Source organism: Embleya sp. NPDC127516, assembly GCF_044765325.1.
In the GTDB taxonomy this organism is placed as follows: Bacteria; Actinomycetota; Actinomycetes; order Streptomycetales; family Streptomycetaceae; genus Embleya.
This window is the reverse complement of sequence record NZ_JBIWJT010000036.1, coordinates 29,971-54,603: the sequence shown is the minus strand read 5'-3', so window position 1 is coordinate 54,603 and position 24,633 is coordinate 29,971. Positions and strand designations below refer to the sequence as shown.

Below are 24,633 nucleotides of genomic sequence, written 5' to 3'. Positions count from 1 at the left end.
TGGCGACCGGTCGTCGTGCCCTGCGCGCCACGCCGGGCGTGCCGCGGTGTCTCCGCTCCGCGGCTCGGAGTTCGGCGCCGAGCCGCGTCCGGCAGGTCTCTCGCATCGCCCACCGCGCAGGCACCGGCGGAGGTTCGGTGCGGGCCGCCGAAAGCCCCGGGCGGGCCCTACACCCGGCTTCAACCCTCGACAGGGCCCCGCGGATGCGATGCCGCGCGTCGCGGCGCTCGGCGAAGCGTCGAATTCGACGCTAGTCCGCCACCATCCGGACCGCGCCCGGGATGTACTCGCGCTGGCGGACCACGCGATACCAACCCATCGGGAGGTCGATCGTGGCGTGCTCCTCGTGCACGATGCGGGTGGCCTCGTCGAGGCGGAGGTGCCCGATCAGCATCGGCTCCGGGGCCAGGTAGAGCGTGCCGCTGCCCACGACGGCGTGTGCGTGCCCGGTGGCCTCGCCGAGCGCGAGCACCAACCGCCCACGCGCGTCACGGGGTTTGGTCGGCAGCGCCTTCACCCCGTTCGGCACGGTCTGCTCATGGATCGGCTGCAACAGGATGTCGCCCTGACGAAACACGGCGAACCTCCATCGTGATAGTCGAATCAGGGTCGGCTCAACCCCACCGCCCCACACGCTAACCACCCCGACCGACACCCGCGCCCCACCCGTGCGCCGGACCCCGCGTGCGCCGAAGAGCGACAGCCGACTCGGCCATCCGCCGGCGATGTCCCCCAAGCACCGACCGGCCCGTACATCCTCGTCGGCGGCACAGCCCCGAGCGCCCGCCGGCGCCGCCCGGCCACGCGCGCTCGGCCGGGCCCGACCGGCCCCACGTGCCCACCGGCGACACCCACCCCGCAGCCCCGAAGGCCCAGTGCGACACCGGCTCCGCCCCGAACCACCCGATCCCGCCCCGCGCGTCCCACGCACCGACCGCACCGCACCGCCCCGCGCGCTCGCCGCTCAATAGCCCGTCGGGCGGATCAGGCCGGATTCGTAGGCGTAGACCGCTGCCTGGGTTCGGTCGCGGAGGCCCAGTTTGATCAGGATTCGGCCGACGTGGGTCTTCACGGTTTGTTCGGCCACCACCAACGCGGCGGCGATCTCCGCGTTGGACAGGCCCTGGGCGATCAGGGACAGGACTTCGGTCTCCCGCTCGGTGAGGTCGCCGAGGCGCTCTTTGAGCGGGGTCCGGGGAGCGCCGCCGAGCCGGGAGAACTCGGTGATCAGGCGCTTGGTGATGTTCGGCGCCAGGAGCGCGTCGCCGGCGGCCACCACCCGTACCGCGTGCGCGAGTTCCTCTGCGGAGGCGTCCTTGAGCAGGAAGCCGGAGGCACCCGCGCGCAGCGCCTCGTACACGTACTCGTCCAGGTCGAACGTGGTCAGCACGAGGACCTTGGCCGAGCCGTCGCCGGCACCGGTGATCCGCCGGGTGGCCTCGATGCCGCCCAGCCGAGGCATCCGGATGTCCATCAGCACCACGTCGGGGGAGAGTTCGGCCACCCGCCCGACCGCGTCGAGGCCGTCCACGGCCTGCCCGACCACCTCGATGTCGGGCTCCGCGTTCAGCAGCACGGTGAAGCCCTGTCTGACCATCATCTGGTCGTCGGCGATCAACACCCGGATGGTCACGAACGGTCCTCCAACGGAAGCCTTGCCACTACCTCGTAACCGCCGCCGGGAATGGGCCCGTCGGCGAACTCCCCGCCCAGCATCGCGACCCGCTCGCGCATCCCGAGCAACCCGTGCCCGCCGGTCGACGCGGCCGGTTGCCCGGGCGGCTCCGACGCCTCGGCCGCGGTGTTGGCGATCCGGATGGCCAACCCGGTCGCCTGGTAGCCCAGTTCCACCCGGATCGCCGCGCCGGGCGCGTGCCGCAGCACATTGCTGAGCGCCTCCTGCACGATCCGGAACCCGGACAGCTCCACCCCCGGCGGCAGCGCCCGCCGCTCGCCGGTGATCCGGGTGTCGACCCGCAGACCCGCGCCGCGCACGTTGTCGACCAACTCGTCCAGCCGGTCCAACGTGGGCTGCGGGGCGTGCCGCATGGCGTCGGACAACTCGTCCTCCGAGCGCAGCACACCCAGCACCCGGCGCAGTTCGGTGAGCGCGTCGACCGCGTTCGCGCGGATGCCGACCAGGTTCTCCTTGAGCGCGTCGGAGGGGTTCTCCACCAGGTGCGGGGCGACCTGCGCCTGGATGGAGATCACCGACATGTGGTGCGCGACCACGTCGTGCAACTCGCGGGCGATCCTGGTGCGTTCCTCCAGGAGGGTGCGCCGAGCCCGCTCCTCGGCGGTCAGTTCCGCCTGGACCACCAACTCGGTCCGGGCCACCCGACGCCCGCGCAGCGCGGCGCCGATCACCGCCGCGGCCGTCATCATCAGCGCGGCCTGCATCAGGTCGGACCGGGACCCGGGGAGGGGGTCCGCCATGCAGCCCAGTCCGGCCAGCACACTGATCAGCAGCGCCTCGGCCGCGATGCGCGGGCGCGAGCGCAGGGCCACCAGGAACAGCACGCCCGCGTGCACCGCGATCCCGGCTCCGGTCCACGGATAGAGCTGCGGGCCGGCCGGATCCGCCAACAGGGCGGTCAGCACCATCGCCGCGGTCGCCACCCACCAGGCCGGCACCGGCCGGAACATCGCGGCCACCACCGCCGCCGGCCCGATCCCGCCGAGCAGCAGGCCGACATCGTTGCCCAGGCCGTACTGCCACGCGCTCTGGTTGACGTTGATCGCCCCGACGGGGATCACCAGGACCACCAACAGCACCGCGGAAGCCGGTTGCCAGTCCCGCCAGCCACGCGGCAGCGGATCGGGTTTCGGGTTCCACAGGTCGTGCCGCAGCACGCGCGCCACCGCGGTCGCCGCCGTCCCGATCCGCCCGATCCTCCCCTTTCGCACAGGATCAACCCTAGGCATGCCCCACCTCCGCCCTCCGGGCGGGCTCCGAGCACGCCCCGGAGGCGACGCTAGGCGCCCTCCGCACCCGCGGGCGTCCCGCCCAGGGGCCCACCCGCGGGGTAGCTCGGAAGTACTACGGGTATCGGGGCGCGCCCGCCCGCGTGGCCGACCCGCGCCGCCCGGCCCTCGGCCGAACCGCGCACCCCGACCCGCGCAGCCCGGCCCGCACCGGCCCGCGCGCCCCGACCCCGCACCCTCAGCTCCGCTCCTTGACCCCCGCCAGCATGCCCTCGATGCGATCGGGCGGCCCCGGCCGGGAGAAGTACCAGCCCTGCCCCGCGTCGCAGCCGATCGCCCGCAGCCGCTCCGCCTGGACCGCCGTCTCGATGCCCTCGGCCGTGACCGTGAGGCCGATCGCGTGCGCCAGTTCGACCAGCGAGGCCACGATCCGGCCGTCCACCGGATCGGAGTCGCCGGGTTGGCGCAGGCCCTCGACGAAGGAGCCGGCGATCTTCAGCTCGCACACCGGCAGTCGGCGCAGATAGGCCAGGTTCGAGTAGCCGGTGCCGAAGTCGTCGATCGCGATCCGGATGCCCATCGCGGCCAGTTCGCGCAGCCGCTCCAGCGGACCACCGTCGGTGGACATGATCTGACTCTCGGTCAGCTCGAATTGCAGCCGACCCGGATCCAGGCCGGTCTCGGCCAGCACCCGCTCCACCTGACGGACCAGGCCCGGTTCGCGGCACTGGCGTTCGGCCAGGTTGACGCTGATGAACGGCGCGCCGTCCGGCTCCAGGTCCTGCCAGCGGCGCGCCTCGCGGCAGGCCTGCTCCAGCACGTGCATGCCCAGCGGCACGATCAGCCCGGTCTCCTCGGCCAGCCCGATGAATCGATCCGGACCGACCAGGCCGTTGCGCGGATGGCGCCAGCGCACCAGCGCCTCGACGCCGAGCACCCCACCGTCGGCGAGCGAGACGAGCGGTTGGTAGTCGACGTAGAACTCGCCGTGGTGCAGCGCGGCGGGCATCTCCGCGGACAGCGTGTAGCGGGCCACCTCGCGGTCGTTGCGGTCGGTGTCGAACACCGTCCAGCGCCCCCGCCCGTCGGACTTGGCCCAGTACAGCGTTATGTCGGCCGCGCGCAGCGTGTCCGCCGGGCTGGTGCCGGCCACCGGCCGCTCGACGATGCCGATGCTCGCGGTGACCGTCAGGTCGTGGCCGCGGATCCGGAACGGCTCGCGCAACGCCGCGAACACGCCGTCGGCCAGCGCCACCACCTGCCCGGTCCCGGTGGAGTGTTCGACCAGGATGACGAACTCGTCGCCGCCCATCCGGGCCATCAGATGCCCGGCCTGGCCCGCGTACCGGCTCAGCCGCCGGGCCACCGCGACCAGGAGCTGGTCGCCCACGTCGTGCCCGAGGCTGTCGTTGACCACCTTGAACCCGTCCAGGTCCAGGTAGCACAGGCCGACCCGGTCCCCGGGGCCCGGGTGTTCGAACGCCGCGGTCAGCCGCTCGACGAACAACGCGCGGTTGGGCAGCCCGGTGAGCTGGTCGTGCATCGCCTGGTGGCGCAGCCTGGTGTGCAGGCGATGCCGGTCGGTGACGTCCTCCAGCATGCAGACCTGGTACTCCGGGTTGCCCTTGGAGTCGCGGACCAGGGACAGCGACAGATGCGTCCACAACGTCTCGCCGTCGGCCTTCTCGAACTGCTTCTCCAGGGCGAAGTGGTCGCGTTCGCCGCTGATCAACTCGTCGTAGAGCTTCCACATGTGGTCGGTGTCGCCGTCGTGCATGAAGTCGCGGACCTGCCGCTTGCACATCTCCTCGACGCTGGCCGCGAACATCGTGGTCATCGCCTGGTTGACGTCGATCACGTTGCCGTCGACGTCGCCGATCCCGATGCCGAGCGCGGCCTGATCGAAAACCGCCCGAAAGCGCGCTTCACTCGTGTGCAGTGCGTGCTCGGCACTGTCACGAGCGACCAGGACGGCGGCGTGGATGGCCTCCTGCTCGTCCAGGGTCCGTCTGCGCAGCGCCTCCGCGTAGCCCGCCGCGAGGGCGCCCATCAGCGCGGCGATCCGCTCCAGGTACGCCTCGGGGTCCTGGCCGCGGGCGACCGCGTCGCGGCGCAGGATGGGCCACCACGGGCCGACCAGGCCCAGCGTGCGCTCCAGCGTGCCGCTGCCGGTGAAGTGTTCGCCGACCAGGGACGCGCCCACGTCGCGCGCGGCGGCCGGGTCGAACGGCTCGGTGCGCAGCGCCTGCGCCATGCGCAGCGCCTGCCCGCGCAGGTATTGCTCGATCTCGGCACCGCTCAACGGGACGAAGCTGGTGCCCTCGATGGTGCGGGCCCAGTCGCGGGCGAACCGGCTCAGCGACGCCTCGGCCCCGTCGGCCCGCGCGTCGTCCGTTCCGCCGTTCACCCTGCGCTCCCCACGGTGGTCCGGGCGCACGCGCCGGCCCCCCGGCACGCCTGGACCCACGCTGTGCCCGGCGCCCACGATGGTCGATCCACCGCCCCACCTTTCCTCCTCGGGGGCGATCCGCCACCGCGCAATGTCGGTGCGGTCGCCGCTCGGACGAGCCGGCCGCAATCCCCGGCGGCCGTGTGAACGAGCCATATCACCCGTTATCACCCGTTCGGACGAGCCGGTTGGTACGTCCGGTGCGCCCCGACGATCGCGTGATCATCGTTGACGGTATCCGCCGCGGCGCGGAAACGTCTTGCAGTTGGACACGGCGCGAGGAGCATCACTCCGGAGAGGGACAGGTGGTGCGCGCGGGTCCGTACCGAATTGTGGCGTACGCCCTCGTACTCCGGCGCACGCAGGGCTCCCGACGCGACGACTGACGGACCATCAGGTTGCCACCCCCGGGCCACGGTACGCTCTACCGGCTTGCGTCGGCGAGGTGGGGCGCAGCCGCCGCGGGCGAACGACGCACCACCCGAGTGGGGGTCGTGGTCTCGATGTTGGTGGAACTCGCGGTCGGTGACGCGTACGGGGCCGGGTTCGAGTACGCGGATCGGTCGTTTGTGGCGCGAGGCAACACACTCGCCGGTTATGTGCAGCATCCTCGTCATCGTGACGTGCTGCCCGGCCGATACACCGACGACACGCAGATGAGTATCGCGGTCGCGGAATGGATACTCGGCGACGATCACGGAATCCCGGCGCTCGCGGACCTGTTCGTGCGGGCGTACAAGCGCGACGCGCGCGCCGGATACGCGCGGGGCTTTCGAGGCGTTCTGGAGGAAGTCGCGGACGGGGCGCAGCTCCTGGCGGTGCTGCGGCCGGAGAGCGACAAGAGCGGCGCTGCGATGCGCGCGGGTGTGCTGGGCCTGCTGCCCGACCTTGCCGAGGTACGCCGCACGGCGGCGCTGCAGGCCCGGATCACCCACCGCACGCTCGGCGGGATGACCTCGGCGACCGCCGCGGCGCTCGCGGTGCACTACTGCCGGTACGGCCTGGGCCCGGTCGCGGAGCTGCCGACCTGGCTGGCCGCGACGTTGCCGGCCTCCACCGGCCCGGCGGTGTGGGCCACGCCGTGGCGCGGCAAGGTCGGTTCGCCCGGCATGGACAGCACCCGCGCGGCGATCACCGCGCTGGCCGCGAACACCGGCACGGCCGCGCTGCTGAAGGCGTGCGTGGCGTACACCGGCGACGTGGACACGGTGGCCACGATCGCGCTCGCGGCGGCGAGTTGCTCCGCGGAGTACGCCCAGGACCTGCCGCCGGCGCTGTTGGCGGGCCTGGAGAACGGCCCGTACGGGCGGGACCATCTCGCGGGCCTGGACGCCCGGTTGACGGCCCGGTTCGGCTGAGTGTCGCCGCCGGCACCGCCCGACCGTTTCCGGGGGGTGTGGGCCGGTGAAAGGTCGGCGAAAGACCGCCCCCGAGTCGTCCCGAGGCGCGCGCGGGCGACGCGACGGGATGGGCGGAAAGACGGTCGGCCCGAACCGCCGTCGGGCGACGCGCCGGACGGGCCTGCCGGCGGCTCGGTGACACCCCGGTCGGGCGACGAGCCGGACGCGCGAAACACGAGAGGCCCCCCGGCGGACCGGGGGGCCTCTCGCTTGCCTGGAGCCCCAATACGGAATCGAACCGTAGACCTTCTCCTTACCATGGAGACGCTCTACCGACTGAGCTATTGGGGCCTGCGCGGCGAAAACTTACCGGATCCGCGTTCGGTTCGCCAACTTGATCCACGAGCGGGTCCCGGGCCGGTTCGCCGGAGCGTGTTCACCACTCGCCGGGGCTCATCGTGAACTGCGCGTAGGGGACCGTCCAGACCACGTCGCGCGCGTCGGCCGTGTCCGCTTCGCCGCCCTCGGCGTAGGCGGTTCCGTGGTCGCTGGTGACGATCGCGAAGCAGGGCCTGCGGCAGCTCATGGCGCGAAACAACCGCCCGATGTGTCGGTCGACGTACTCCAGCGCGGCGGCGTGGGTGTCGCGGTTGTCGCCGTCGGCGGCGGTGGCACCGGGGGTGTGGAACCAGTTCGGGTGGTGGATGGCCGCGACGTCGACGAGCAGGAACAGCCGGCGGTCCGGGTCCAGGCCGCCGACCACCAGTTCGGCGCGGGCGACCTGGGCCTCGAACGAGATCGGTGAGGTGACGCCGAGTTCGGGGTCCCAGTGGCTCTCGGCGAACATGCCCGGCAGCACGGAGTCGAGCGCGCCCTGCTTGTCGAAGCAGCCGACGCCGCCGATGCACGCGGTGTGATAGCCCGCCTTGGTCAGCGCGCTGGGCAGGTCCGGGGTGTCGAACTGCCACGTGTGCGCGTTCGTGGACTCGGTGTCGCCGAGCCGGGCGGCGAACAGGCGCGGGTGCGGGCCGGGACCCGCGGGGGTGGGCAGGTAGCCCGCGAGGAACGCGGTATGCGCGGCGAAGGCCAGGCTGGCCGGGGTGAATCGGCGCTGCCAGCCGCCCTCGGGCAGGACCCGGGAGAGGTTGGGCAGCCGGCCGGCCGCGGCGAGTTCGACGGCCACGTCGTACCGCAGCGCGTCGAGCGTGACGAGCAGTAGGTCCTGCTCGCCGACGACGGCGTTCATGTCGGGACCGGTCATATCGGACATGCCACCTTCTCCGCTTCTGCTCGGGTGTTCCGGGCCGCCGCCGGTGGCCCGCACGCGGGCGGCGAATGGATCGCCCATGCCTACCAGAGGGAGGCGACTCTTCGAGGGATAACCCCCTCGCCGGTGTCCGGGTCGCCGTGTATGTTGTTCTCAATCTAAGAACATCTCATTCGGAGAACAACCGTCGCGTCGGTATCGGGAACGTGAACCGCCGGGGCCGCGTCGGACGTGCAGCGCAGTGGGCACATCGGAGGGAAGTGCGACATGGCCGACACCGCCATCACCGAACGCGACTGGCTCGCGTCCTACGACCCCAGAGCCTGGGAACCGATCGCGGTGACCGTCGACATCGTGGCGCTGACGATTCGTCAACTCACCGGCGCGGCCGGGGGCGACCCCGACGGCGCGGCCGAAGGCCCGGCCAAGGCGCTGCACGTGCTGCTCGTGCGGCGCGGCGAGATGCCCTTCGCGGGCCGGCTCGCGCTGCCCGGCGGCTTCGTGCGGCCCGTGGTCGACCCGGACGGCACGCGGCGCGAGGAGGACCTCGGCGAGGCCGCCGAGCGCGAACTGGCCGAGGAGACCGGGCTCGCCGCCAGCGCCCGGCTCGACCGGGTGCACCTGGAACAACTCGGCACCTACGGTGCGCCCGGGCGCGATCCGAGGATGCGGATCGTCTCGGTCGCGCACCTCGCGTTCGCGCCGGACCTGCCCGACCCGACCGCCGGCGGCGACGCCGCGCACGCCCTGTGGGTGCCGGTGGCCGACGTCGATCCCGGCGCGCTGGCCTTCGACCACGCGCGCATCCTGGCCGACGGCCTCGAGCGCGCCCGCGCCAAACTCGAATACTCGCCACTGGCCACCGCGTTCGCGGGTGAGGAGTTCACCGTCACCGAACTGCGCGAGGTCTACCAGGCGGTGTGGGGACAGCCCATGCACGCCGGCAACTTCCATCGCAAGGTGCTGTCGGTGCCCGGCTTCGTCCGCGACACCGGCGCCACCACCGCGCGCGGCGGGGCTCGCGGCGGTCGCCGCGCCCGGCTGTACCGCGCGGGCCCCGCACGTCTGCTGCACCCGGCGCTGCTGCGCCCGTCCCCGGAGGAGGACTCCCGATGACCAGGACGCCCGGCACCACCTCGACCACGCCCACCACCTTCGAAGCCGCGCTCGACCTGCTGGTCGGAGCGCCGGATCCGCAAGGTGTCTTCGGGCCCTACGACGGCACGCCGGAGGCCTGTCTGCGTGCGGGCAACCGCACCTACCGACAGTTGGCCCGCCTGCTCCACCCGGACACCGCCCCGGCCGCCCGCCGGGCCGAGGCCGCCGCGGCCTTCACCGAGCTGGGCGAGTTGTGGAACCGCTATCAGCAGGACATCACCGGCGTGACCGGCCGCCAAGTGGTGATCACCACCAAGCGCCGGGTCTACTCGGTCGGCGAGGAGCGCGCGAGCGGCGACATCGCCACGCTGTACAAGGTCGGCTACCGGGCCGAGGACGACGGCGAGGCGCGCGCGCTGCTCAAGCTGCCGCGCTCGGTCGCCGACAACGACCTGATGGAGCGCGAGGCCACCGCACTGGAGCGGATCGCCCGCGAGGGCGACCCCGAGTACGCGAACTACGTGCCCCGGCTGATCGAGACCTTCCGGCACCGGGACGCCAAGTCGGGTGTCGAACGGCGTGCCAACGTGATCGAACGGGTGCGCGGCTTCCGCTCGTTGACCGAGGTGCGCGAGGCGTACCCGGACGGGCTGGACGCGCGCGACGTGGCCTGGATGTGGCGCCGCCTGCTGGTGGCGATCGGGTACGCGCACCGCGCCGGCGTCGTGCACGGCGCGATCACCCCCGACCACGTGCTGATCCACCCACGCGAGCACGGCCTGGTCCTGGTCGACTGGTGCTACTCGGTGCTGCTCGACGGCCCGGGCGACGCCGCCCGACCGGAGGCGATCCTGCGCGCCAAGGCGGTCGAGCACGTGCCCGCGATGATCGACCGGCACGCGGACCTGTACCCGCCGGAGATCCCCGGAAAGCAGCCGCCGGAGACCGCCGCCGACGTGTACATGGCGACCAAGTGCGTCACCGGCCTGCTCGCCCCGGACGCGCCCAAGCCGCTGCTGCGCTTCGCCCGGGGCTGCTCGTTGCCGGCTCCCGCGCGCCGCCCGCACGACGCGTGGAAGCTGCTCGGCGAGCTGGACGAACTGCTCGGCAAGCTCTACGGCCCGCGTCGCTTCCGGCCGTTCGCGATGCCCACGCGGCGCGAGCCGCGAGCCGCGGGCGGCGCCGACCGGACCGAGCGCGCCGGCGGCGAACCGGCCGACGGCAAGCCGGCCGCGAGCAAGCCGGCCGCGGGCACATCGACCGGGGGCGGGTCGGTCGCCGGCGGGTCCGTCGATTCCGTATAGAGCCGGCGCGGCCCGACGGCCGTCCCGGCGCAGTGATCCATTCGTCCCGATCGGGGAGTGAGCACCATGGGCAGTGGCAACTGGTCCACCAACGTCTACGACGCGGCACAGAGCTACAACGCGGCCGCCGGCCGCAGCGCGTTCCACTACAACCACGTCACCAAGCACAGCACGCCGCGCAGCGCCTGGAAGGCGCACGCGGACCTGGACCCGACCCTGGCGAGCACGCGGGAGAGCCGGGACAGCGACGAGCACCCCACGTCGCTGGCCATCTCGGTGCTCTTCGACGTGACCGGCTCGATGCTTCGGGTTCCGCAGACCCTGCAGACCAAGCTGCCCGAACTGTTCGGCCTGTTGCTGCGCAAGGGCTACGTGCAGGACCCGCAGATCATGTTCGGCGCGATAGGGGACGCGACGTGTGACCGAGTCCCGTTGCAGATCGGCCAGTTCGAGTCGGACAACCGGATGGACGACCAGCTCGGCAACATCCTCCTGGAGGGTGGCGGCGGTGGACAAAAGCGCGAATCCTACGAGCTGGCGCTGTACTTCATGGCCCGGCACACCTCGATCGACTGTCACGAAAAGCGCGGCAAGCGCGGCTACCTGTTCGTGATCGGCGACGAGATGCCCTACCGCAAGGTGCGCCGTTCCGAGGTCAAGGAGTTCATCGGCGACGACCTCGCCGAGGACATCCCGATCGAGCGCATCCTGGCCGAACTCCAGCGGATGTACGAGGTCTACTACATCCTCCCGGCCGGATCGTCCTACGTGGGCGACGCCGAGGTGCTGGGCGAGTGGAAGGGCCTGCTGCGGCAGAACGTGATCGAACTCGACGATCCGGACGGCGTGTGCGAGACGATCGCGCTGACCATCGGACTCGCCGAGGACGCGATCGACCTGGACGAGGGCCTGGACCACCTGCGCGAGGTGGGCGCCACGGCCCAGGTCGCGAACGTCTCCAAGGCGCTGGCGTCCTACGCCCGCGCCGGCGGCGGCGTGGCCGTCTCCGGCTCGCTGCCGGGCCTGGACGGCGACGGCACGGGCACCCCGCGTCTGTGACCCCACGTCATGTCGCGGTCGTTGACCTGGGGTTCGGCGACGCGGGCAAGGGCACCACGGTGGACCGGCTGTGCGCGCGAGCGCGCGAGGAGGGACGGCCGGTCCACGCCGTGGTGCGCTTCAACGGCGGCGCGCAGGCCGCGCACAACGTGGTCACCGACGACGGGCGGCACCACACGTTCGCCCAGTTCGGCTCGGGCACCTTCACCCCGGGCACGCGCACCCACCTGTCCCGGTTCATGCTGGTGGACCCGCTCGCGCTGGCGGCCGAGGCCGAGCACCTGCGCGGGCTCGGCGTGCCCGACCCGTTCGCGCTGCTCACCGCGGACCGGGAGGCGCTGCTGACCACGCCGTACCACGCGGCGGCCAACCGGGCCCGGGAGCTGGCCCGCGGGGCCGATCGGCACGGGTCGTGCGGGATGGGCGTGGGGGAGACCGCGGCGTTCGCGCTGGCCCACCCCGAGGCGGCGCCGCGGGTGGGGGACTGCGGCTCGCCGCGGCTGTTGCACCGCCGGCTGAGCGCCGTACGGGACGCGCTGAGCGCCGAATTCGGGACACCGCTGGGGCCGGACGTGGCGGCCTGCGCGGAGGCGTTCCTGGGCTTCGGGCGGGCGGTGCGGGTGGTGGATCGCGCGTACGCGCGCGAGCTGCTGCGCGGCGGTCCGGTGGTCTTCGAGGGTGCGCAGGGCGTCCTGCTCGACGAGTGGCACGGGTTCCACCCGTACACGACGTGGTCGACCACGACGTTCGCGAACGCCGAGACGCTGGCCACCGAGGCGGGCGAGCCGCTGTATCGGCTCGGCGTGCTGCGCACCTACACCACCCGGCACGGCGCGGGGCCGCTGCCCACCGAGGACGCGGCGCTGACCGCCGCGTTGCCGGACGCGCACAACGGGACCGGGCGCTGGCAGGGCGCGTTCCGGGTCGGCCACTTCGACGCGGTCGCGCATCGGTACGCGGTCGCGGTGTGCGGGGGCGTGCACGGGCTGGCGCTCACCCACGCGGACGTCCCCGGGCGGGCGCCGGTGGGCGTGGTCCGGTCGTACCGGGGTGTCGAGCCCCGAGTGGGTCCGGACGGCGACCTCGCGCATGCCGAGAGTTTGACCGGGCACATGTTCGCCGCGCGGCCGGTCGTGGAGCCGGGGCCGGCGCCCGCGGCGTGGCCGGAATTCGTCGCTGCCGAACTGGGTGCCCCGGTGACCTTGCTCTCGTTCGGACCGCGTACCGGTGACAAGCGTGAGGAGCCGGTACTAGGCTCCTATTACTCTCCGGTAACATAGCTGTCGGGGGGTCCGCAGGAGGTCGAGTTCGGGTCGGTGGTCAGCGGCTTTACCGGAACCGCGTACTCTCGAAGCAGAAGTTGACGGACCGTCAGAACTGAATGTGCCCTGTGTCACGCGTGTGCCCCCGCGCGGGCGTGGCATCGTGGCGCGAAGATCGATGGATCTTGGGGCCGGAACCGTGGGCCTGTCGCCGACCCGGTCGACGGGCATGACACCCTCGGACCGGCACCTGGGTGACCGGACGACCACAGGAGAACTGTTGTGAAAATCGTTGTCTGCGTGAAGTACGTACCCGACGCGACCGGGGACCGGGGCTTCAACGACGATGGCACCACCGATCGCGAGTCGGTCGACTCCCTGCTGTCGGAGCTGGACGAGTACGCGATCGAGCAGGCTCTCAAGATCGTGGAGTCCGGCGTCGAGGCCGAGATCACGTACCTGACGGTCGGTCCGGACGATGCCAAGGACGCGCTGCGCAAGGCGCTGGCGATGGGCGGCGACAAGGCCATCCACGTCAACGACGACGACATCGCGGGCACCGACGCGCTGGGCACCTCGCTGATCCTGGCGAAGGCGATCGAGCACGCCGGCTTCGACCTGGTCCTGTGCGGCATGGCCTCCACCGACGCCTCGATGGGCGTCGTGCCGGCCATGCTGGCCGAGCGCCTGGGCGTCCCGCAGGTCACCTACCTGGACGAGATCGCGGTCGAGGGCGGCACCGTCAAGGGCCGTCGCGAGGGCGACGTCGCCACCGAGCGCATCGAGGCCGCGCTGCCCGCCGTCGCGTCGGTCACCGACCGCACCGGCGAAGCCCGTTACCCGTCCTTCAAGGGCATTATGGCGGCCAAGAAGAAGCCGCTGGAGTCGCTCGACCTGGACGACCTGGGCATCGAGTCGGACCAGGTCGGCCTGTCCGCCGCGTGGTCGATCGTGGACACCGCGACCAAGCGCCCGCCGCGCGCCAAGGGCGAGGTCGTCGAGGACGAGGGCGAGGGCGGCGTGCAGCTCGCCGCGTTCCTCGCCGCCAAGAAGTTCATCTGAGTCGGTCAGCAGCACCGGACTGTTTCGACACGTTTGTGGCGGTCGCTCCCGGAGCGACCAAGCATCGCAACCCGGCCGGAGAAATCCGGGCTGTACCGGACAAGGAGAGAACCCCACATGGCCGAGATTCTCGTTCTCGTCGACCACGCCGACGGCGCGGTCCGCAAGCCGACCCTGGAACTGCTCACGCTGGCCCGCCGCCTTGGTGAGCCCGCCGCGGTCTTCCTGGGCAAGGGCGCCGAGGGCGCCACCGAGACACTGGGCAAGTACGGCGCGCAGAAGGTCTACGTCGTGGACGCTCCCGAGGTCGACGACTTCCTCGTCGCCCCGGCCGTCGACGCGCTCACCCGGATCGCCGAGAGCGGCGAGCCGGGCGCGATCCTGGTCGCCTCCTCCGCCGACGGCCGCGAGATCGCGGCGCGCGTCGCGGTGCGTCTGGAGTCGGGCCTGATCACCGACGCCGTCGACGTCGAGGCCGGCGCCGACGGCCCGGTCACCGAGCAGTCGGTGTTCGCCGCGACCTACCAGGTCAAGGCGCACGTCACCAAGGGCACCCCGATCATCACCGTCAAGCCCAACGCCGCCACCCCGGAGGAGGCCCCGGCCACCCCCGCCGTGGAGGCCGTGACGGTGGACTTCAGCGCCGCCGCCACCGGCACCAAGGTCGTCTCGCGCGCCCCGCGCGAGAAGTCCGACCGCCCGGAGCTGACCGAGGCCGACATCGTCGTCTCGGGTGGCCGCGGCGTCAACGGCGCGGAGAACTTCCACGTGATCGAGTCGGTCGCGGACGCGCTCGGCGCGGCCGTGGGTGCCTCGCGCGCGGCGGTGGACGCCGGTTGGTACCCGCACAGCCACCAGGTCGGCCAGACCGGCACCCAGGTCTCGCCGCAGCTCTACATCGCGGTGGGCATCTCCGGCGCGATCCAGCACCGCGCGGGCATGCAGACCTCGAAGACCATCGTGGCGATCAACAAGGACGAGGACGCGCCGATCTTCGACCTGGTCGACTACGGCGTGGTCGGCGACCTGTTCAAGGTGATGCCGCAACTCGAAGCGGAAATCAACAAGCGCAAGTAGCGCACGGGGGCGCCTTCCAGGCCCCTTCGCGCGCGTGACGACCCCGCACCGGGACGACCGGTGGCGGGGTCGATCCATTCCCGCCGGGCCGACACGGGCGCCGGCGAGTCCCCGCCCCCGGACGCTACTTGCCGGCCGCCGGGCCGTACCACTGGAGTGCCTGCCCGGTAACGGCCGCGATGCAGTCGAAGTCTCGATCGCGGTGCAGGAGTGTCAGGCCCTGGAGTTCCGCCGTGGCCGCGACGACCAGATCCACGGCTCCGGCGCTGCGATGATGCCCCCGATCGGTGAGTTCGCCCTGGACCTGCCAGGCGCGGTCGTACGCCCGGTCGTCCACCGGAACCCAGCCGAACAGCAGCCGCATGTCCTCGATGCCCCGGGCCCGGTCCGCCGCCGTACGGGCGCTGTAGAAGAATTCGAGTTCGGTGATGGGGCAGGTCGCGATGAGGCCGGCCCCGGCGGCTTGGTCCCAGCCGAATTGCTCGGCGTCACCCCGCATGAATCGCGCGAGCGCGCTGGTGTCGATCAGGAATTGCGCGGCGCTCACCGACGGTAGTTTCGCTTGTCCTCGAGGACATCGAGGTCGAAGGCATCGGCGTCGGCCGCCGCACGCAACCGAGTGAGCGCGAGTGCACGCCGCCGATTGTCCAGGACTTCGCGGAGGGCGGTGTTGACCGTCTCCCGCTTCGTGCCGGTTCCCAAGGCCTGGGCCACGGCGGCGACCAGATCGTCGTCGAGGTCGATCACGGTTCGAGCCATCGATGCACCTCCGTTGATATCATCTATTGCGTCAATGATATCCGATCCGGAATCCGGGTGCCGGCCAGTGCCGGTCGCGGGTCCGCACGCGGGACCTCGGCGGCCTCGTTGGGGTGGAGCGCAGCCGCCATTCGTTGAATATGTTCCGAAATCCAGGGTGGCTCGAGGCCGGCCATCGGCGCCCGCGAGGTCGGGTCAGGTTCGGGTGCCGCCGGTGGCTTCGAGGGGGAGTGGGGGGAGTGGCAGGTTGGTGGACGACGCGGTGGGGGTGGTCGGGGGCGGCTTGGGGGTGCCGGTGAAGGTTGCCAGGCCGATGCCGATGAGGACGATCGCGGCGCCGAGGGATTCGAGCCGGCCGGGGCGTTCGCCGAGGATGGCCCAGGCGGTGACGATGCCGACGATCGGGACGAGGAGGCCGTAGGGGGCCACGGCGGAGGCGGAGCGGCGGCCCAGGAGGGCGAACCACAGGCCGTAGCCGAGCCAGGAGGACAGTACGACGGTGAAGGCCAGGCCGCCGACGCCGCTCCAGGAGGCGGAGGTGAGCGCGTCCAGGTCCCGGCCGGGGCCCTCCACCGTCAGCGACAGAGCCAGCAGCGGAAGCGGTGCGGCGAGCGCGGACCACACCACCAGGCCGGTGCCGCCCGGGATGCCCGCCTTCCGGGTGAGCATGTTGCCGAAGCCCCAGGACGCCCCCGCGCCGATCACCAGTACGAAGGGCCACAACGACGCGCCCTGGCCCCGCCCGAACGCGATCACGCCCATCCCGAGGGCGGCCACCGCGAGCGAGATTAGCCGGGTCCGGCCCGGGATCTCGCGCAGCATGACCACCGCGAACAGCACGGTGAACATCGCCTGGCACTGGATCACCACCGAGGACAACCCGGCCGGCATCCCCGCGTGCATCGCGCTGAACAGGAACGCGAATTGGCCCACGTTGACCGTGAGCCCGACCCCGATGATCAGCCACCAACTCGTCTTCGGCCGCTTGATGAACAACACCGCCGGAAACGCGACGAGGGTGAACCGCAGCGCGGCCAGCAGAAAGGGCGGGAAGTCGTCGAGGCTCGCGTCGATCGCGACGAAGTTCACTCCCCAGATCACGCTGACGAGCGCGGCCCACAGGGAATCGGTACGGGTCATGATCAGAAGTGTGTGGCCCGGCCATCCATCAGGTCCATCTACATTTTCCGGACTTCAATCGGTAGTTTTCCTTTATGGAACTCAAGCGACTGAACATTCTGCGCGCGCTCGACGAACACGGCACCGTCGCCGCCGCCGCGCAGTCGCTGCACCTGACCCCGTCCGCCGTCTCGCAGCAGTTGGCCGTGCTCGCCCGCGAGGCGGACGCGGTGCTGCTGGAGAAGCACGGTCGCGGCGTACGCCTGACCGCCTCGGCGCACGTGCTGCTCGGCCACGCCGACGCGATCGCGACCCGCCTGGAGCAGGCCCGAGCCGACCTCGCGGCGCAGCGCGACGGGCGGATCGGCCGGGCCCGGATCTCCGCCTTCCCGTCCGGCATCTCCGGCCTGGTCGGGCCGGCGCTGGCCCGGCTCAAGGTGAGCCATCCGGGCTGGCGCTTCGAGGTGGTCCAGTACGAGACCGAGGAGGCGCTCCCGCTGCTGCCCGCCCGGGAACTGGACGTGGCGGTCGTGATGACGCACCCGGACATGCCCGCGCCCGACCATCCGCGGATCGAACTGCACCCGTTGTTGGACGAGCCGTTCGAGATCGCGCTGCCCAGCGGGCACCCGCTGGCCGAGCGGGCCGAGGTGTCCCTGGCGGCCGACCTCGCCGACGCCGACTGGATCATCACCGCGCCCGGGACCGCGTGCCACGGGTTGCTCCTGACGGCCTGTCATCAAGCCGGGTTCCAACCCCGCCTGGTGCACACCTCGACCGACTTCGGCGCTCAACTGGCGCTGGTGGCGGCCGGTCTGGGGGTGACGATCATCCCCCGGCTGGCCCAGCCGGCCCTGCCGTCCGGCGTACTGCTGCGGCCGATCGCCGCGCCCGCGCCGCGTCGGCATCTGATGGCGGCGGTCCGTCGGGGGTACGGCCCGTCGCCGCTGCTGAGCACGCTGCGGGCGGTCGGCGCGGAGCTCGCGGCCCGGGACCGAGCGGGAGCCGGCCGGCTCTGAGGGCCGGCCGCCCCCGGTCAACCCCGCGCGGCGGCCTCGGGCGTCTCGGCGGGATCCGGATCCGGCGTGCCGGAAGGCTCCTGCGGTTCGTGCTTGCCGAAGTACGCGACGGCCACCGCGCCGGAGACCGCGAGCACGAAGCCCAGCACGGCCATCCAGGCCAGTCCGTCCCGCGAGGTGTCGCCGAGCCACAGCACGCCCACCGCGCCCGGCACCACCGTCTCGCCGACCACGAGCGCCGCCGTCGCGCCGTTCACCGAGCCGATCTGCAACGCGATGGTGTGCAGGTACATCCCGCCGATGCCACCGATCAGTACCGCGTACAGCGCCGGGTCGGCGGCCAGCTTGCCCAGGTCGAACGGGTCGACGCCGTCCAGGATCCGTACGCCGATACCGAGTCCGCCGAAGCCGAGTCCGGAGAGCAGGCCCGCGACGATCGCGCCGTTGGCGCCGAGGAAGCGGACCAGCACCGTGCCGCCGACGATCACCACGAACGTGACGATCAGCACCCACCAGTGCGTGGCGCGCGGACTGTGCCCGTCGCCCTCGGGCCCGGCCGCGATGCCGAGCAGGACCAGCGCCCCGCAGACCACCCCGATCGAGGTCCAGTCGGCCCGGTACAGCTTGATTCCCAGCAGCTTGATCCCGAGTACGGCGGTGATCACCAGGTTCGCGCTGATGATGGTCTGGGACAGGAACAGCGGGAGCAGCCGAGCGGCCAACGCGCCCAGCGCGAAGCCGACGAAGTCGAGCAGGGTCCCGACGATGAACTCCCACGTGACCGCGGCCTTGGCGGTCGAGGACAGGCTCGGACCGCCGTACCCGGTCACCTGGGCGGTGCCGCCGCCCCGCTCGGCCCGCTTGGCCTCCTCCTCGCGCGCGGATCGCCGCGACCCGACCGCTTGCAGCACCGACCCGACGCCGTAACACGCGGAGGCCGCGACAGCGGTGACCAGTCCGACGATCACAGAAGACTCCCATGCACCAAGATTTCGGATGTACCGCGAGGACGGCTACGGACACCCTGCCGGCCACGCGAGGGTGCGACGCACGACCCCTGCGGCGGCCCGTCCGCGCGCGGCTCGATGCCGACCCTCGCGCGGCGCCCTCCCCGCCTCGTCTCGCCACGCCAACGATCGTGTTCCGTACCCGGTTTCCGATTCGGACCGGCGGATCACATCCCATACCTGCGGCGTAGGCGGACCGTACGCATCTCGGTTGACGACGAGCGACGCGCCGCCTCGGAAGAGGCATTCGGGGGAATCTCCTGCGCGCCTTGTGACGATTTGTAGACTTATGTCCGATCTTTCATGAATGCACAGGAAACCGAACGCCCGGATCCGCGCGACGGGCCTCGCGCTGTCCGGAGTCGTCACCCTCGGCGGTGTGATCCTCGTCTGCGTGTTCGCTGTCATGGGCTTCGCCAAGCCGCTGCCCGGCGGCCTCGGCCCCTGTATTCCAGGGACCTGTCCGGACACCTCGAATGTCGAACCCAACTCCGGTCCGATCCTGGGTCGAGACAACGGCATCAACATGTTCGTCGGCGGTGACTGGTCCGTGCGCGGATCCGCCGCGGAGGCCGAGGGCAAGCTGGTCGCCCTCGGCAACTTCGACTTGAACAAGACATCCCCACCCGGGTCCAGCGTCTACAACGTGGGCGTCGTGGGCGTCGGCACCCGGGTGCCCCCCGACAACGGTACGGACTTCCTCACCGTCGGCGGCAACCTCACGGTCGCGACCGGCCAGAGCCTGCTCGCCGAGGAGGGAGCGGTCAGTGGCGTGGTGCGCTACGCGGGCAACTTCACCGGTGGCACCGTGACGCCCGCCCCGGTGAAGGACGGGTCCGCGGCGGCGCCGTACGCCGGGCTGCGGCCCCAGTTGACCGACTCCTCGAGCTGCTACGCGTTCCCGGACGGGAGGCTTCGCGCCGCCACGGGCACCGCCACGAACGTGGGCTTCGAGACGCTGTTCACCGGTGACGGTACGTCCGATCTCCAGGTGTTCAACGTCGACTTCGACATGGTCAATCCCAATCCCATGACCAACGGCGACCAGGGCATCTCGTTCGTCGGAATCCCCGCGACCGCCACGGTCCTGGTCAACCTGACCGGAACGACCCGGGTGATCAGCTCCTTCATCGGCAGCACGAGCATCCCCGCCGGGCTGCGCGAGCGGCTGCTGTGGAACTTCCCCGAGGCCACGTCGGTGACCATCAAGGGCTCTGCCCAGTTCCAGGGCAGCGTGCTGGTGGGCAACCCGGCGAGCACCACGACCGTGTCGGTGCCGGGGATGAACGGGCGGTTCTTCACGGCCGGTTCGTTGATCCACGAGTCGACGTCGGGTTCCGAGTTCCACCGGTACCCGTTCGACGGTGACCTGCCGGACTGCGGCGGACCCACGTCGGCGTCGCCGTCCGTGTCGCCGTCGACCAGCCCGTCGGCCTCGCCGTCGGCGTCTCCGTCGACGTCCCCGTCCGCTTCGCCTTCGGCGAGCCCGTCCGCCTCCCCGTCGGCGAGTCCTTCGGCCAGCCCGAGCGCGAGCCCGTCCGCCTCCCCGTCGGCGAGTCCTTCGGCCAGCCCGAGCGCGAGCCCCTCGGCTTCGCCTTCGGCCTCCCCGTCCGCGTCTCCTTCGGCCAGTCCGTCGGCGTCGCCGTCCGCGTCTCCTTCGGCCAGTCCGTCGGCTTCCCCGTCGGTGTCGCCGTCCGCCTCGCCGTCGGCCAGTCCGTCCGGCTCCTCCTCGGCCTCGCCCTCCGCCAGCAAGTCGGCCGTACCCTCCGGTGCGCACACCAAGCCGCACGGCGGCGCCGGTGGTGGCCACGCCGGCGGCCCGGGCGGCGGCCACGGCGGTAACGGTGGCGGTGGTGACGGCGGTGGGATCGGCGGATCCGGTGGATCGCACCTCGCGCACAGCGGGATGCCCGGCAGTGCCGCGGTACTGCTCGGTGGAAGTGCGATCGTCATCGGCATCGGTGTGGCCCTGATGTTCATCTACCGCTCGCGTGGTCGTAGCCGCGCGTAGCACCCATCCGACCCCCGAACGGCCCCCGATCTCCGAGGAGATCGGGGGCCGTTCCTACCTCCGGCGGCCGGTCCCGTCTCGGCGGCCGTCGTCGAGGGCCGCTACCCGAGCCAGGCGCCCGCCGCGATCAGGAGCGCGCGTACGCCGGTCTCGATGGTCGGCTCGATCACCGGCGCGAAGTACGGCGAGTGGTTGGCCACCACCGGTCGGCTCGGACCGTCCGGACCGAAGTCGGCCGGGTCGTCGCCGCCGAACATCCAGAACACCGACGGCACGCCGGCCTCGGTCGCGAACAGGCCGAAGTCCTCGCTCGCGGACGCCGGGCCCATGATCCGGACCCGCTCCTCGCCCAACGCCGCCGCGTGCGCGGCCCGGACCCGCTCGGTCTCGGTCACGTCGTTGACGGTGACCGGGAAGTTGTGGATCGTCTCGATCTCCGGGTCCCTCGGCGCGCCCGCCCCCTGCGCCTCGGCAACCGTCAACCGCTCGATCGCGGCCAACACCCGGGCCCGCACACCCTCGTCGAAGCTGCGTACGTTGACGCCCAGTTCGGCCTCGGCCGGGATGATGTTGTCCTTCGTGCCGGCCTGCAACCGGCCCACCGTGACCACGGCCTGCTCCATCGGACCCACCGTCCGGGAGACCACCGTCTGCAACCGCATCACCAACGACGCGGCCATCACCACCGGGTCCACCGCGTGTTCGGGCTGCGACCCGTGTCCGCCCCGGCCGTGCAGCCGGATGGTGAGCGAGTCGGCGGCGGCCAGCATCGTGCCCGGGCAGTGCGCGAGCATCCCGGCCGGCCCGGGGGCCACGTGCTGACCGAGCACCACGTCCGGACGGGGGAAACGCTCCAGCAGCCCATCGTCGAGCATCGCCCGCGCGCCCCGACCGATCTCCTCGGCCGGTTGGAACAGCGCGACCACCGTCCCGTGCCACGTGTCGAGGTGGGTCGCGAGCACCTGGCACGCACCCAGCAGGCAGGTCACGTGGACGTCGTGCCCGCACGCGTGCATCACCGGTACGCCGTCCGCGGTGGTGACCGTCGACGCGTAGTCGAGCCCGGTTGCCTCGCGGACCGGCAGCGCGTCCATGTCCGCGCGCATCCACACCGTGGGTCCGTCCCCGTTGCGCAGCACCGCGACCACACCGGTGCCGCCGACGCCCCGGGTGACCGTCCAGGCCGTGTCGAGCCGTTCGGCGATCACGTTCGCGGTGCGGTGTTCGTGGAAGGAGAGTTCGGGGTGCGCGTGCAGGTCCCGGTAGAGCTCCGCGAGGCCGGGCGGAACCTCGTCCGGTCCGGTCGGCAGGTTCCCCATGGGGCAGCTCCTTTCGCGACCCGCGCGCCGTGCGCGCGTCGTTCGACCGCGTGGTCCGACAAAGGATGTACGCGGCAACGGTCTCAACATACTGTGACCTCCGTAGCGGTCGTCGGAAGCGGTCGACAAGCATCGGAGGGGTCACATGAGCGGGATCTGCGAGGGACGCGTCGTCGTCGTGACGGGTGCGGGCAACGGCATCGGGCGGGCGCACGCGCTGGCGTTCGCGGCCGAGGGTGCCAAGGTCGTGGTGAACGACCTCGGCGGCGCGCGCGACGGCACGGGCGCGTCGGCGGGTCCGGCGCAGGCCGTGGTGGCGGAGATCGTCGCGGCGGGCGGCGAGGCGGTGGCCAACACCGACGACATCTCCGACTTCGCCGGTGCCGAGGCGCTGATCGGGCAGGCGACCGAGACCTATGGCCGGCTCGACGTCCTGGTCAACAACGCGGGCATCCTGCGTGACCGGATGCTGACCAACATGTCCGAGGCGGAGTGGGACGCGGTGATCAGAGTCCACCTCAAGGGCACCTTCGCGCCCGCGCACCACGCGGCGGCGTACTGGCGGGGGCTGGCCAAGGCGGGCGAGCACGTCGACGCCCGGATCATCAACACCAGTTCACCGTCCGGCATCTTCGGCAACGTCGGCCAGACCAACTACGGCGCCGCCAAGGCCGGTATCGCGGGCTTCACCATCATCGCGGCGCAGGAACTGGGCCGCTACGGCGTCACGGTCAACGCGATCGCCCCCACCGCGCTCACCCGGCTGACCGAGGACCTGGCAGGTTTCGCCGACGAGGACGCCGCCGCGAAGCTCGCCGAACAACTCGCTCCCGAGCACATCGCCCCGCTGGTGGTCTGGCTCGGCAGCCCCGCCTCGGCCGGCGTCACCGGCCGGGTCTTCTCCGTCACCGGCAGCTCGATCAGCGTCGCCGAGGGCTGGTCCAACGGGCCCACGATCGACAAGGGCGCCCGCTGGACGCCCGCCGAACTCACCGAGGTGATCCCGGACCTGGTCGCCAAGGCCGCCGGCAACGCCGACATGAGCGGCACCCGCAAGTAGTCCACCCGAAAGTGCTTCGGTCCCTGGGGCGGCCGCCGTCGATTTCGCTTCGGGCGGCGGCCGTTGCCACGGCGAGGGCGCCGCACGAACGAAGCCGCCGGCCGCGCCCCGGGGGAGTGGGGTGCGGCCGGCGGGGGTTGGGCGGTGGGCTACTTCGTGATGCCGAAGCGCTCCAGGCCGAAGGCCTTGATCGCGTTGGTGCGGAAGAGCTTGTCGCACTCGGCCTGGGTCAGACCCGCCTTCGTGGCGATGTCGAAGGCGACCTTGTGGGTGTTCGGGAAGGTCGAGTCGGCGTGCGGGTAGTCGACCTCGAAGCAGATCTGGTCGATGCCGATCACGTCGCGGTTCCGCAGGCCGATCTCGTCGTCGAAGATGCAGCCGTAGATCCGGTCCTGGATGTACGAGCTGGGCTTCTGGGTCAGCGACGAGCCGAACGCGTTGTCGTCGCGCTCCTCCCAAAGCTTGTCCGCGCGCTCCATCACGTACGGCATCCAGCCGACCTGGCCCTCGGCGTAGGCGATCTTCATCTTCGGGAAGCGGTCGAAGACACCGGAGAAGATGTAGTCGACCATCGAGCCCATGGCGTTTTGGAAGGTCAGCACCGAGGAGACGATGAACGGCGCGTCCGGCGACGTGGACGGCATCTTCGAGGACGACCCGATGTGCATGCAGACGATGGTGTTCGTCTCCTCGCACGCCCGGAAGAACGGGTCCCAGAAGCGGTCCTTGTCGTGCACCGACGGCAGTCCCAGCGGAACCGGGTTCTCCGAGAAGGCGACCGCGAACGAGCCCTTCGCCGCGCACCGCCGCACCTCCGCGGCGGCCAGGTTCGCGTCCCACAGCGGGATGATCGTCATCGGCAGCAGGCGGCCCTTGCCGTCACCCGCGCACCACTCGTCGATCATCCAGTCGTTGTAGGCCTGCACGCACAGCAGCGCGAGTTCCTTGTCCTCGCGCTCGTAGAACGCCTGGCCGCAAAAGCGCGGCAGGATGTTCGGGAAGCACAGCGACGCGTCCACGTGGTTCGCGTCCATGTCCTTGAGCCGCTCGGACTGGATCCACGCGCCCGGCCGAATGTCGTCGAAGGTGACCGGCGTCACGTCCAGGGTGTCGAAGCCGACCGCGGCCGAGAGCTTGGGGAACGGGTAGACCAGGTCGTCGTACAGCCACCAGTCGCACCACTCGCCGTCCTCGACACCGCGCTCGTAGGAGAACACGCCGCCGATGAAGTTGAACTTCGCCTTGTCGCGGACCACGCGCGGGCCCCGGTCCTTGTACTTGGCGGGCAGCCGCGAGGTCCACAGGTCCGGGGGCTCGACCACGTGGTCGTCCACGGAGATGATGCGCGGGATCTCAAGCGTCATGACCTGCTCCTAGGTGCACGTGCGGTGGGCCTCGGTGGCGGCGGTGGCCCCGCTTGCTGCGCGTGGACCCTGCGCTCTCCAGGAAACCTGCTGACGGGTCGTCAGCCAAGCCCCTGTTCTTGCTAACGTTAT

At 71.6% G+C, this 24,633-nt stretch carries 21 protein-coding genes and 1 tRNA gene; 10 read left to right on the top strand and 12 right to left on the bottom strand.

The window, feature by feature from the left end; all coding sequences use genetic code 11:
- Positions 1-250 precede the first annotated feature (250 nt).
- From ACIRL2_RS42875 to ACIRL2_RS42860, 4 genes are all read right to left on the bottom strand, one after another.
- Positions 251-577, bottom strand: a complete 327-nt coding sequence (locus tag ACIRL2_RS42875; RefSeq protein WP_395868965.1) for a hypothetical protein — start codon at positions 575-577, stop codon at positions 251-253.
- Between the two features lie 387 nt (positions 578-964).
- The gene (locus tag ACIRL2_RS42870; protein ID WP_395868963.1) at positions 965-1,633 is read right to left on the bottom strand and encodes a response regulator; all 669 of its coding nucleotides are present in this window, start codon (positions 1,631-1,633) and stop codon (positions 965-967) included.
- Complete coding sequence (locus ACIRL2_RS42865; protein WP_395868961.1) at positions 1,630-2,925, bottom strand: sensor histidine kinase; 1,296 nt, start codon at positions 2,923-2,925, stop codon at positions 1,630-1,632. Before ACIRL2_RS42865 ends, ACIRL2_RS42870 begins: the two co-directional genes overlap by 4 nt.
- A gap of 238 nt (positions 2,926-3,163) precedes the next feature.
- Positions 3,164-5,332, bottom strand: coding sequence for a putative bifunctional diguanylate cyclase/phosphodiesterase (locus ACIRL2_RS42860; protein ID WP_395868959.1), 2,169 nt, complete (start codon positions 5,330-5,332; stop codon positions 3,164-3,166).
- 545 nt (positions 5,333-5,877) lie between these two features.
- On the opposite strand from ACIRL2_RS42860, the gene ACIRL2_RS42855 reads away from it, so the two are divergent.
- On the top strand, positions 5,878-6,732 hold the full coding sequence (locus tag ACIRL2_RS42855; RefSeq protein WP_395869254.1) for an ADP-ribosylglycohydrolase family protein: 855 nt from the start codon (positions 5,878-5,880) through the stop codon (positions 6,730-6,732).
- Between the two features lie 257 nt (positions 6,733-6,989).
- Here ACIRL2_RS42855 and ACIRL2_RS42850 read toward each other — a convergent pair.
- Both ACIRL2_RS42850 and ACIRL2_RS42845 read right to left on the bottom strand, forming a co-directional pair.
- Positions 6,990-7,065, bottom strand: a tRNA-Thr gene (locus ACIRL2_RS42850).
- Positions 7,066-7,150: 85 nt separating this feature from the next.
- The gene (locus ACIRL2_RS42845; protein ID WP_395869252.1) at positions 7,151-7,960 is read right to left on the bottom strand and encodes an STM4013/SEN3800 family hydrolase; all 810 of its coding nucleotides are present in this window, start codon (positions 7,958-7,960) and stop codon (positions 7,151-7,153) included.
- Between the two features lie 288 nt (positions 7,961-8,248).
- Between ACIRL2_RS42845 and ACIRL2_RS42840 the strand changes: the two genes are divergently transcribed.
- The 6 genes from ACIRL2_RS42840 (at position 8,249) to ACIRL2_RS42815 (ending at position 14,843) form a co-directional block, all read left to right on the top strand.
- Positions 8,249-9,097, top strand: coding sequence for an NUDIX domain-containing protein (locus ACIRL2_RS42840; RefSeq protein ID WP_402239906.1), 849 nt, complete (start codon positions 8,249-8,251; stop codon positions 9,095-9,097).
- Positions 9,094-10,383 carry a lipopolysaccharide kinase InaA family protein gene (locus ACIRL2_RS42835; protein WP_395868955.1) on the top strand — a complete coding sequence of 430 codons (1,290 nt, stop codon included), beginning with the start codon at positions 9,094-9,096 and terminating at the stop codon, positions 10,381-10,383. Before ACIRL2_RS42840 ends, ACIRL2_RS42835 begins: the two co-directional genes overlap by 4 nt.
- Positions 10,384-10,449: 66 nt before the next feature.
- Complete coding sequence (locus tag ACIRL2_RS42830) at positions 10,450-11,442, top strand: hypothetical protein (protein ID WP_395868953.1); 993 nt, start codon at positions 10,450-10,452, stop codon at positions 11,440-11,442.
- Positions 11,439-12,722, top strand: coding sequence for an adenylosuccinate synthetase (locus ACIRL2_RS42825; RefSeq protein WP_402239903.1), 1,284 nt, complete (start codon positions 11,439-11,441; stop codon positions 12,720-12,722). Before ACIRL2_RS42830 ends, ACIRL2_RS42825 begins: the two co-directional genes overlap by 4 nt.
- Before the next feature lie 282 nt (positions 12,723-13,004).
- Positions 13,005-13,766, top strand: coding sequence for an electron transfer flavoprotein subunit beta/FixA family protein (locus tag ACIRL2_RS42820; RefSeq protein WP_395868949.1), 762 nt, complete (start codon positions 13,005-13,007; stop codon positions 13,764-13,766).
- A 117-nt stretch (positions 13,767-13,883) separates the two neighbouring features.
- A complete protein-coding gene (locus ACIRL2_RS42815; RefSeq protein ID WP_395868947.1) occupies positions 13,884-14,843 on the top strand; it encodes an electron transfer flavoprotein subunit alpha/FixB family protein in 960 nt (319 codons plus the stop codon).
- 124 nt (positions 14,844-14,967) lie between these two features.
- Here the strand turns inward: ACIRL2_RS42815 and ACIRL2_RS42810 are convergent, their stop codons facing one another.
- The 3 genes from ACIRL2_RS42810 to ACIRL2_RS42800 all read right to left on the bottom strand — a co-directional run bounded on the left by ACIRL2_RS42810 (position 14,968) and on the right by ACIRL2_RS42800 (position 16,742).
- Positions 14,968-15,390, bottom strand: a complete 423-nt coding sequence (locus ACIRL2_RS42810) for a PIN domain nuclease (RefSeq protein WP_395868946.1) — start codon at positions 15,388-15,390, stop codon at positions 14,968-14,970.
- Complete coding sequence (locus ACIRL2_RS42805; RefSeq protein ID WP_395868944.1) at positions 15,387-15,602, bottom strand: type II toxin-antitoxin system VapB family antitoxin; 216 nt, start codon at positions 15,600-15,602, stop codon at positions 15,387-15,389. The genes ACIRL2_RS42810 and ACIRL2_RS42805 overlap by 4 nt, the downstream gene beginning before the upstream one ends.
- Before the next feature lie 195 nt (positions 15,603-15,797).
- On the bottom strand, positions 15,798-16,742 hold the full coding sequence (locus ACIRL2_RS42800; protein WP_395868942.1) for an EamA family transporter: 945 nt from the start codon (positions 16,740-16,742) through the stop codon (positions 15,798-15,800).
- A 74-nt stretch (positions 16,743-16,816) separates the two neighbouring features.
- Between ACIRL2_RS42800 and ACIRL2_RS42795 the strand changes: the two genes are divergently transcribed.
- Positions 16,817-17,740 (top strand): LysR family transcriptional regulator, encoded by a 924-nt coding sequence (locus ACIRL2_RS42795; RefSeq protein ID WP_395868940.1) that lies wholly within the window; start codon positions 16,817-16,819, stop codon positions 17,738-17,740.
- Between the two features lie 17 nt (positions 17,741-17,757).
- Here ACIRL2_RS42795 and ACIRL2_RS42790 read toward each other — a convergent pair whose 3' ends face one another.
- Positions 17,758-18,708 (bottom strand): hypothetical protein, encoded by a 951-nt coding sequence (locus ACIRL2_RS42790; RefSeq protein ID WP_395868938.1) that lies wholly within the window; start codon positions 18,706-18,708, stop codon positions 17,758-17,760.
- Positions 18,709-19,054: 346 nt separating this feature from the next.
- Here ACIRL2_RS42790 and ACIRL2_RS42785 point away from each other — a divergent pair, with 346 nt between their 5' ends.
- Entirely contained in the window at positions 19,055-20,758 is a 1,704-nt protein-coding gene (locus ACIRL2_RS42785) for a choice-of-anchor A family protein (protein ID WP_395868936.1), read from the top strand.
- Between the two features lie 101 nt (positions 20,759-20,859).
- Here ACIRL2_RS42785 and ACIRL2_RS42780 read toward each other — a convergent pair whose 3' ends face one another.
- A complete protein-coding gene (locus tag ACIRL2_RS42780) occupies positions 20,860-22,077 on the bottom strand; it encodes an amidohydrolase (RefSeq protein ID WP_395868935.1) in 1,218 nt (405 codons plus the stop codon).
- 145 nt (positions 22,078-22,222) lie between these two features.
- Between ACIRL2_RS42780 and ACIRL2_RS42775 the strand changes: the two genes are divergently transcribed.
- Complete coding sequence (locus ACIRL2_RS42775; RefSeq protein ID WP_395868933.1) at positions 22,223-23,137, top strand: SDR family oxidoreductase; 915 nt, start codon at positions 22,223-22,225, stop codon at positions 23,135-23,137.
- A 149-nt stretch (positions 23,138-23,286) separates the two neighbouring features.
- Here the strand turns inward: ACIRL2_RS42775 and ACIRL2_RS42770 are convergent, their stop codons facing one another.
- Positions 23,287-24,501 carry an amidohydrolase family protein gene (locus tag ACIRL2_RS42770; RefSeq protein ID WP_020551241.1) on the bottom strand — a complete coding sequence of 405 codons (1,215 nt, stop codon included), beginning with the start codon at positions 24,499-24,501 and terminating at the stop codon, positions 23,287-23,289.
- Between the last annotated feature and the right edge of the window lie 132 nt (positions 24,502-24,633).

Excerpts from the sequence above, each read along its gene's own strand:
- ACIRL2_RS42865 (WP_395868961.1), bottom strand. The coding sequence starts at position 2,925 with ATGCCTAGGGTTGATCCTGTGCGAAAGGGGAGGATCGGGCGGATCGGG.
- ACIRL2_RS42855 (WP_395869254.1), top strand. The coding sequence starts at position 5,878 with ATGTTGGTGGAACTCGCGGTCGGTGACGCGTACGGGGCCGGGTTCGAG.
- ACIRL2_RS42845 (WP_395869252.1), bottom strand. The coding sequence starts at position 7,960 with ATGAACGCCGTCGTCGGCGAGCAGGACCTACTGCTCGTCACGCTCGAC.
- ACIRL2_RS42840 (WP_402239906.1), top strand. The coding sequence starts at position 8,249 with ATGGCCGACACCGCCATCACCGAACGCGACTGGCTCGCGTCCTACGAC.
- ACIRL2_RS42835 (WP_395868955.1), top strand. The coding sequence starts at position 9,094 with ATGACCAGGACGCCCGGCACCACCTCGACCACGCCCACCACCTTCGAA.
- ACIRL2_RS42830 (WP_395868953.1), top strand. The coding sequence starts at position 10,450 with ATGGGCAGTGGCAACTGGTCCACCAACGTCTACGACGCGGCACAGAGC.
- ACIRL2_RS42815 (WP_395868947.1), top strand. The coding sequence starts at position 13,884 with ATGGCCGAGATTCTCGTTCTCGTCGACCACGCCGACGGCGCGGTCCGC.
- ACIRL2_RS42805 (WP_395868944.1), bottom strand. The coding sequence starts at position 15,602 with ATGGCTCGAACCGTGATCGACCTCGACGACGATCTGGTCGCCGCCGTG.
- ACIRL2_RS42800 (WP_395868942.1), bottom strand. The coding sequence starts at position 16,742 with ATGACCCGTACCGATTCCCTGTGGGCCGCGCTCGTCAGCGTGATCTGG.
- ACIRL2_RS42795 (WP_395868940.1), top strand. The coding sequence starts at position 16,817 with ATGGAACTCAAGCGACTGAACATTCTGCGCGCGCTCGACGAACACGGC.
- ACIRL2_RS42785 (WP_395868936.1), top strand. The coding sequence starts at position 19,055 with ATGCACAGGAAACCGAACGCCCGGATCCGCGCGACGGGCCTCGCGCTG.
- ACIRL2_RS42780 (WP_395868935.1), bottom strand. The coding sequence starts at position 22,077 with ATGGGGAACCTGCCGACCGGACCGGACGAGGTTCCGCCCGGCCTCGCG.
- ACIRL2_RS42775 (WP_395868933.1), top strand. The coding sequence starts at position 22,223 with ATGAGCGGGATCTGCGAGGGACGCGTCGTCGTCGTGACGGGTGCGGGC.
- ACIRL2_RS42770 (WP_020551241.1), bottom strand. The coding sequence starts at position 24,501 with ATGACGCTTGAGATCCCGCGCATCATCTCCGTGGACGACCACGTGGTC.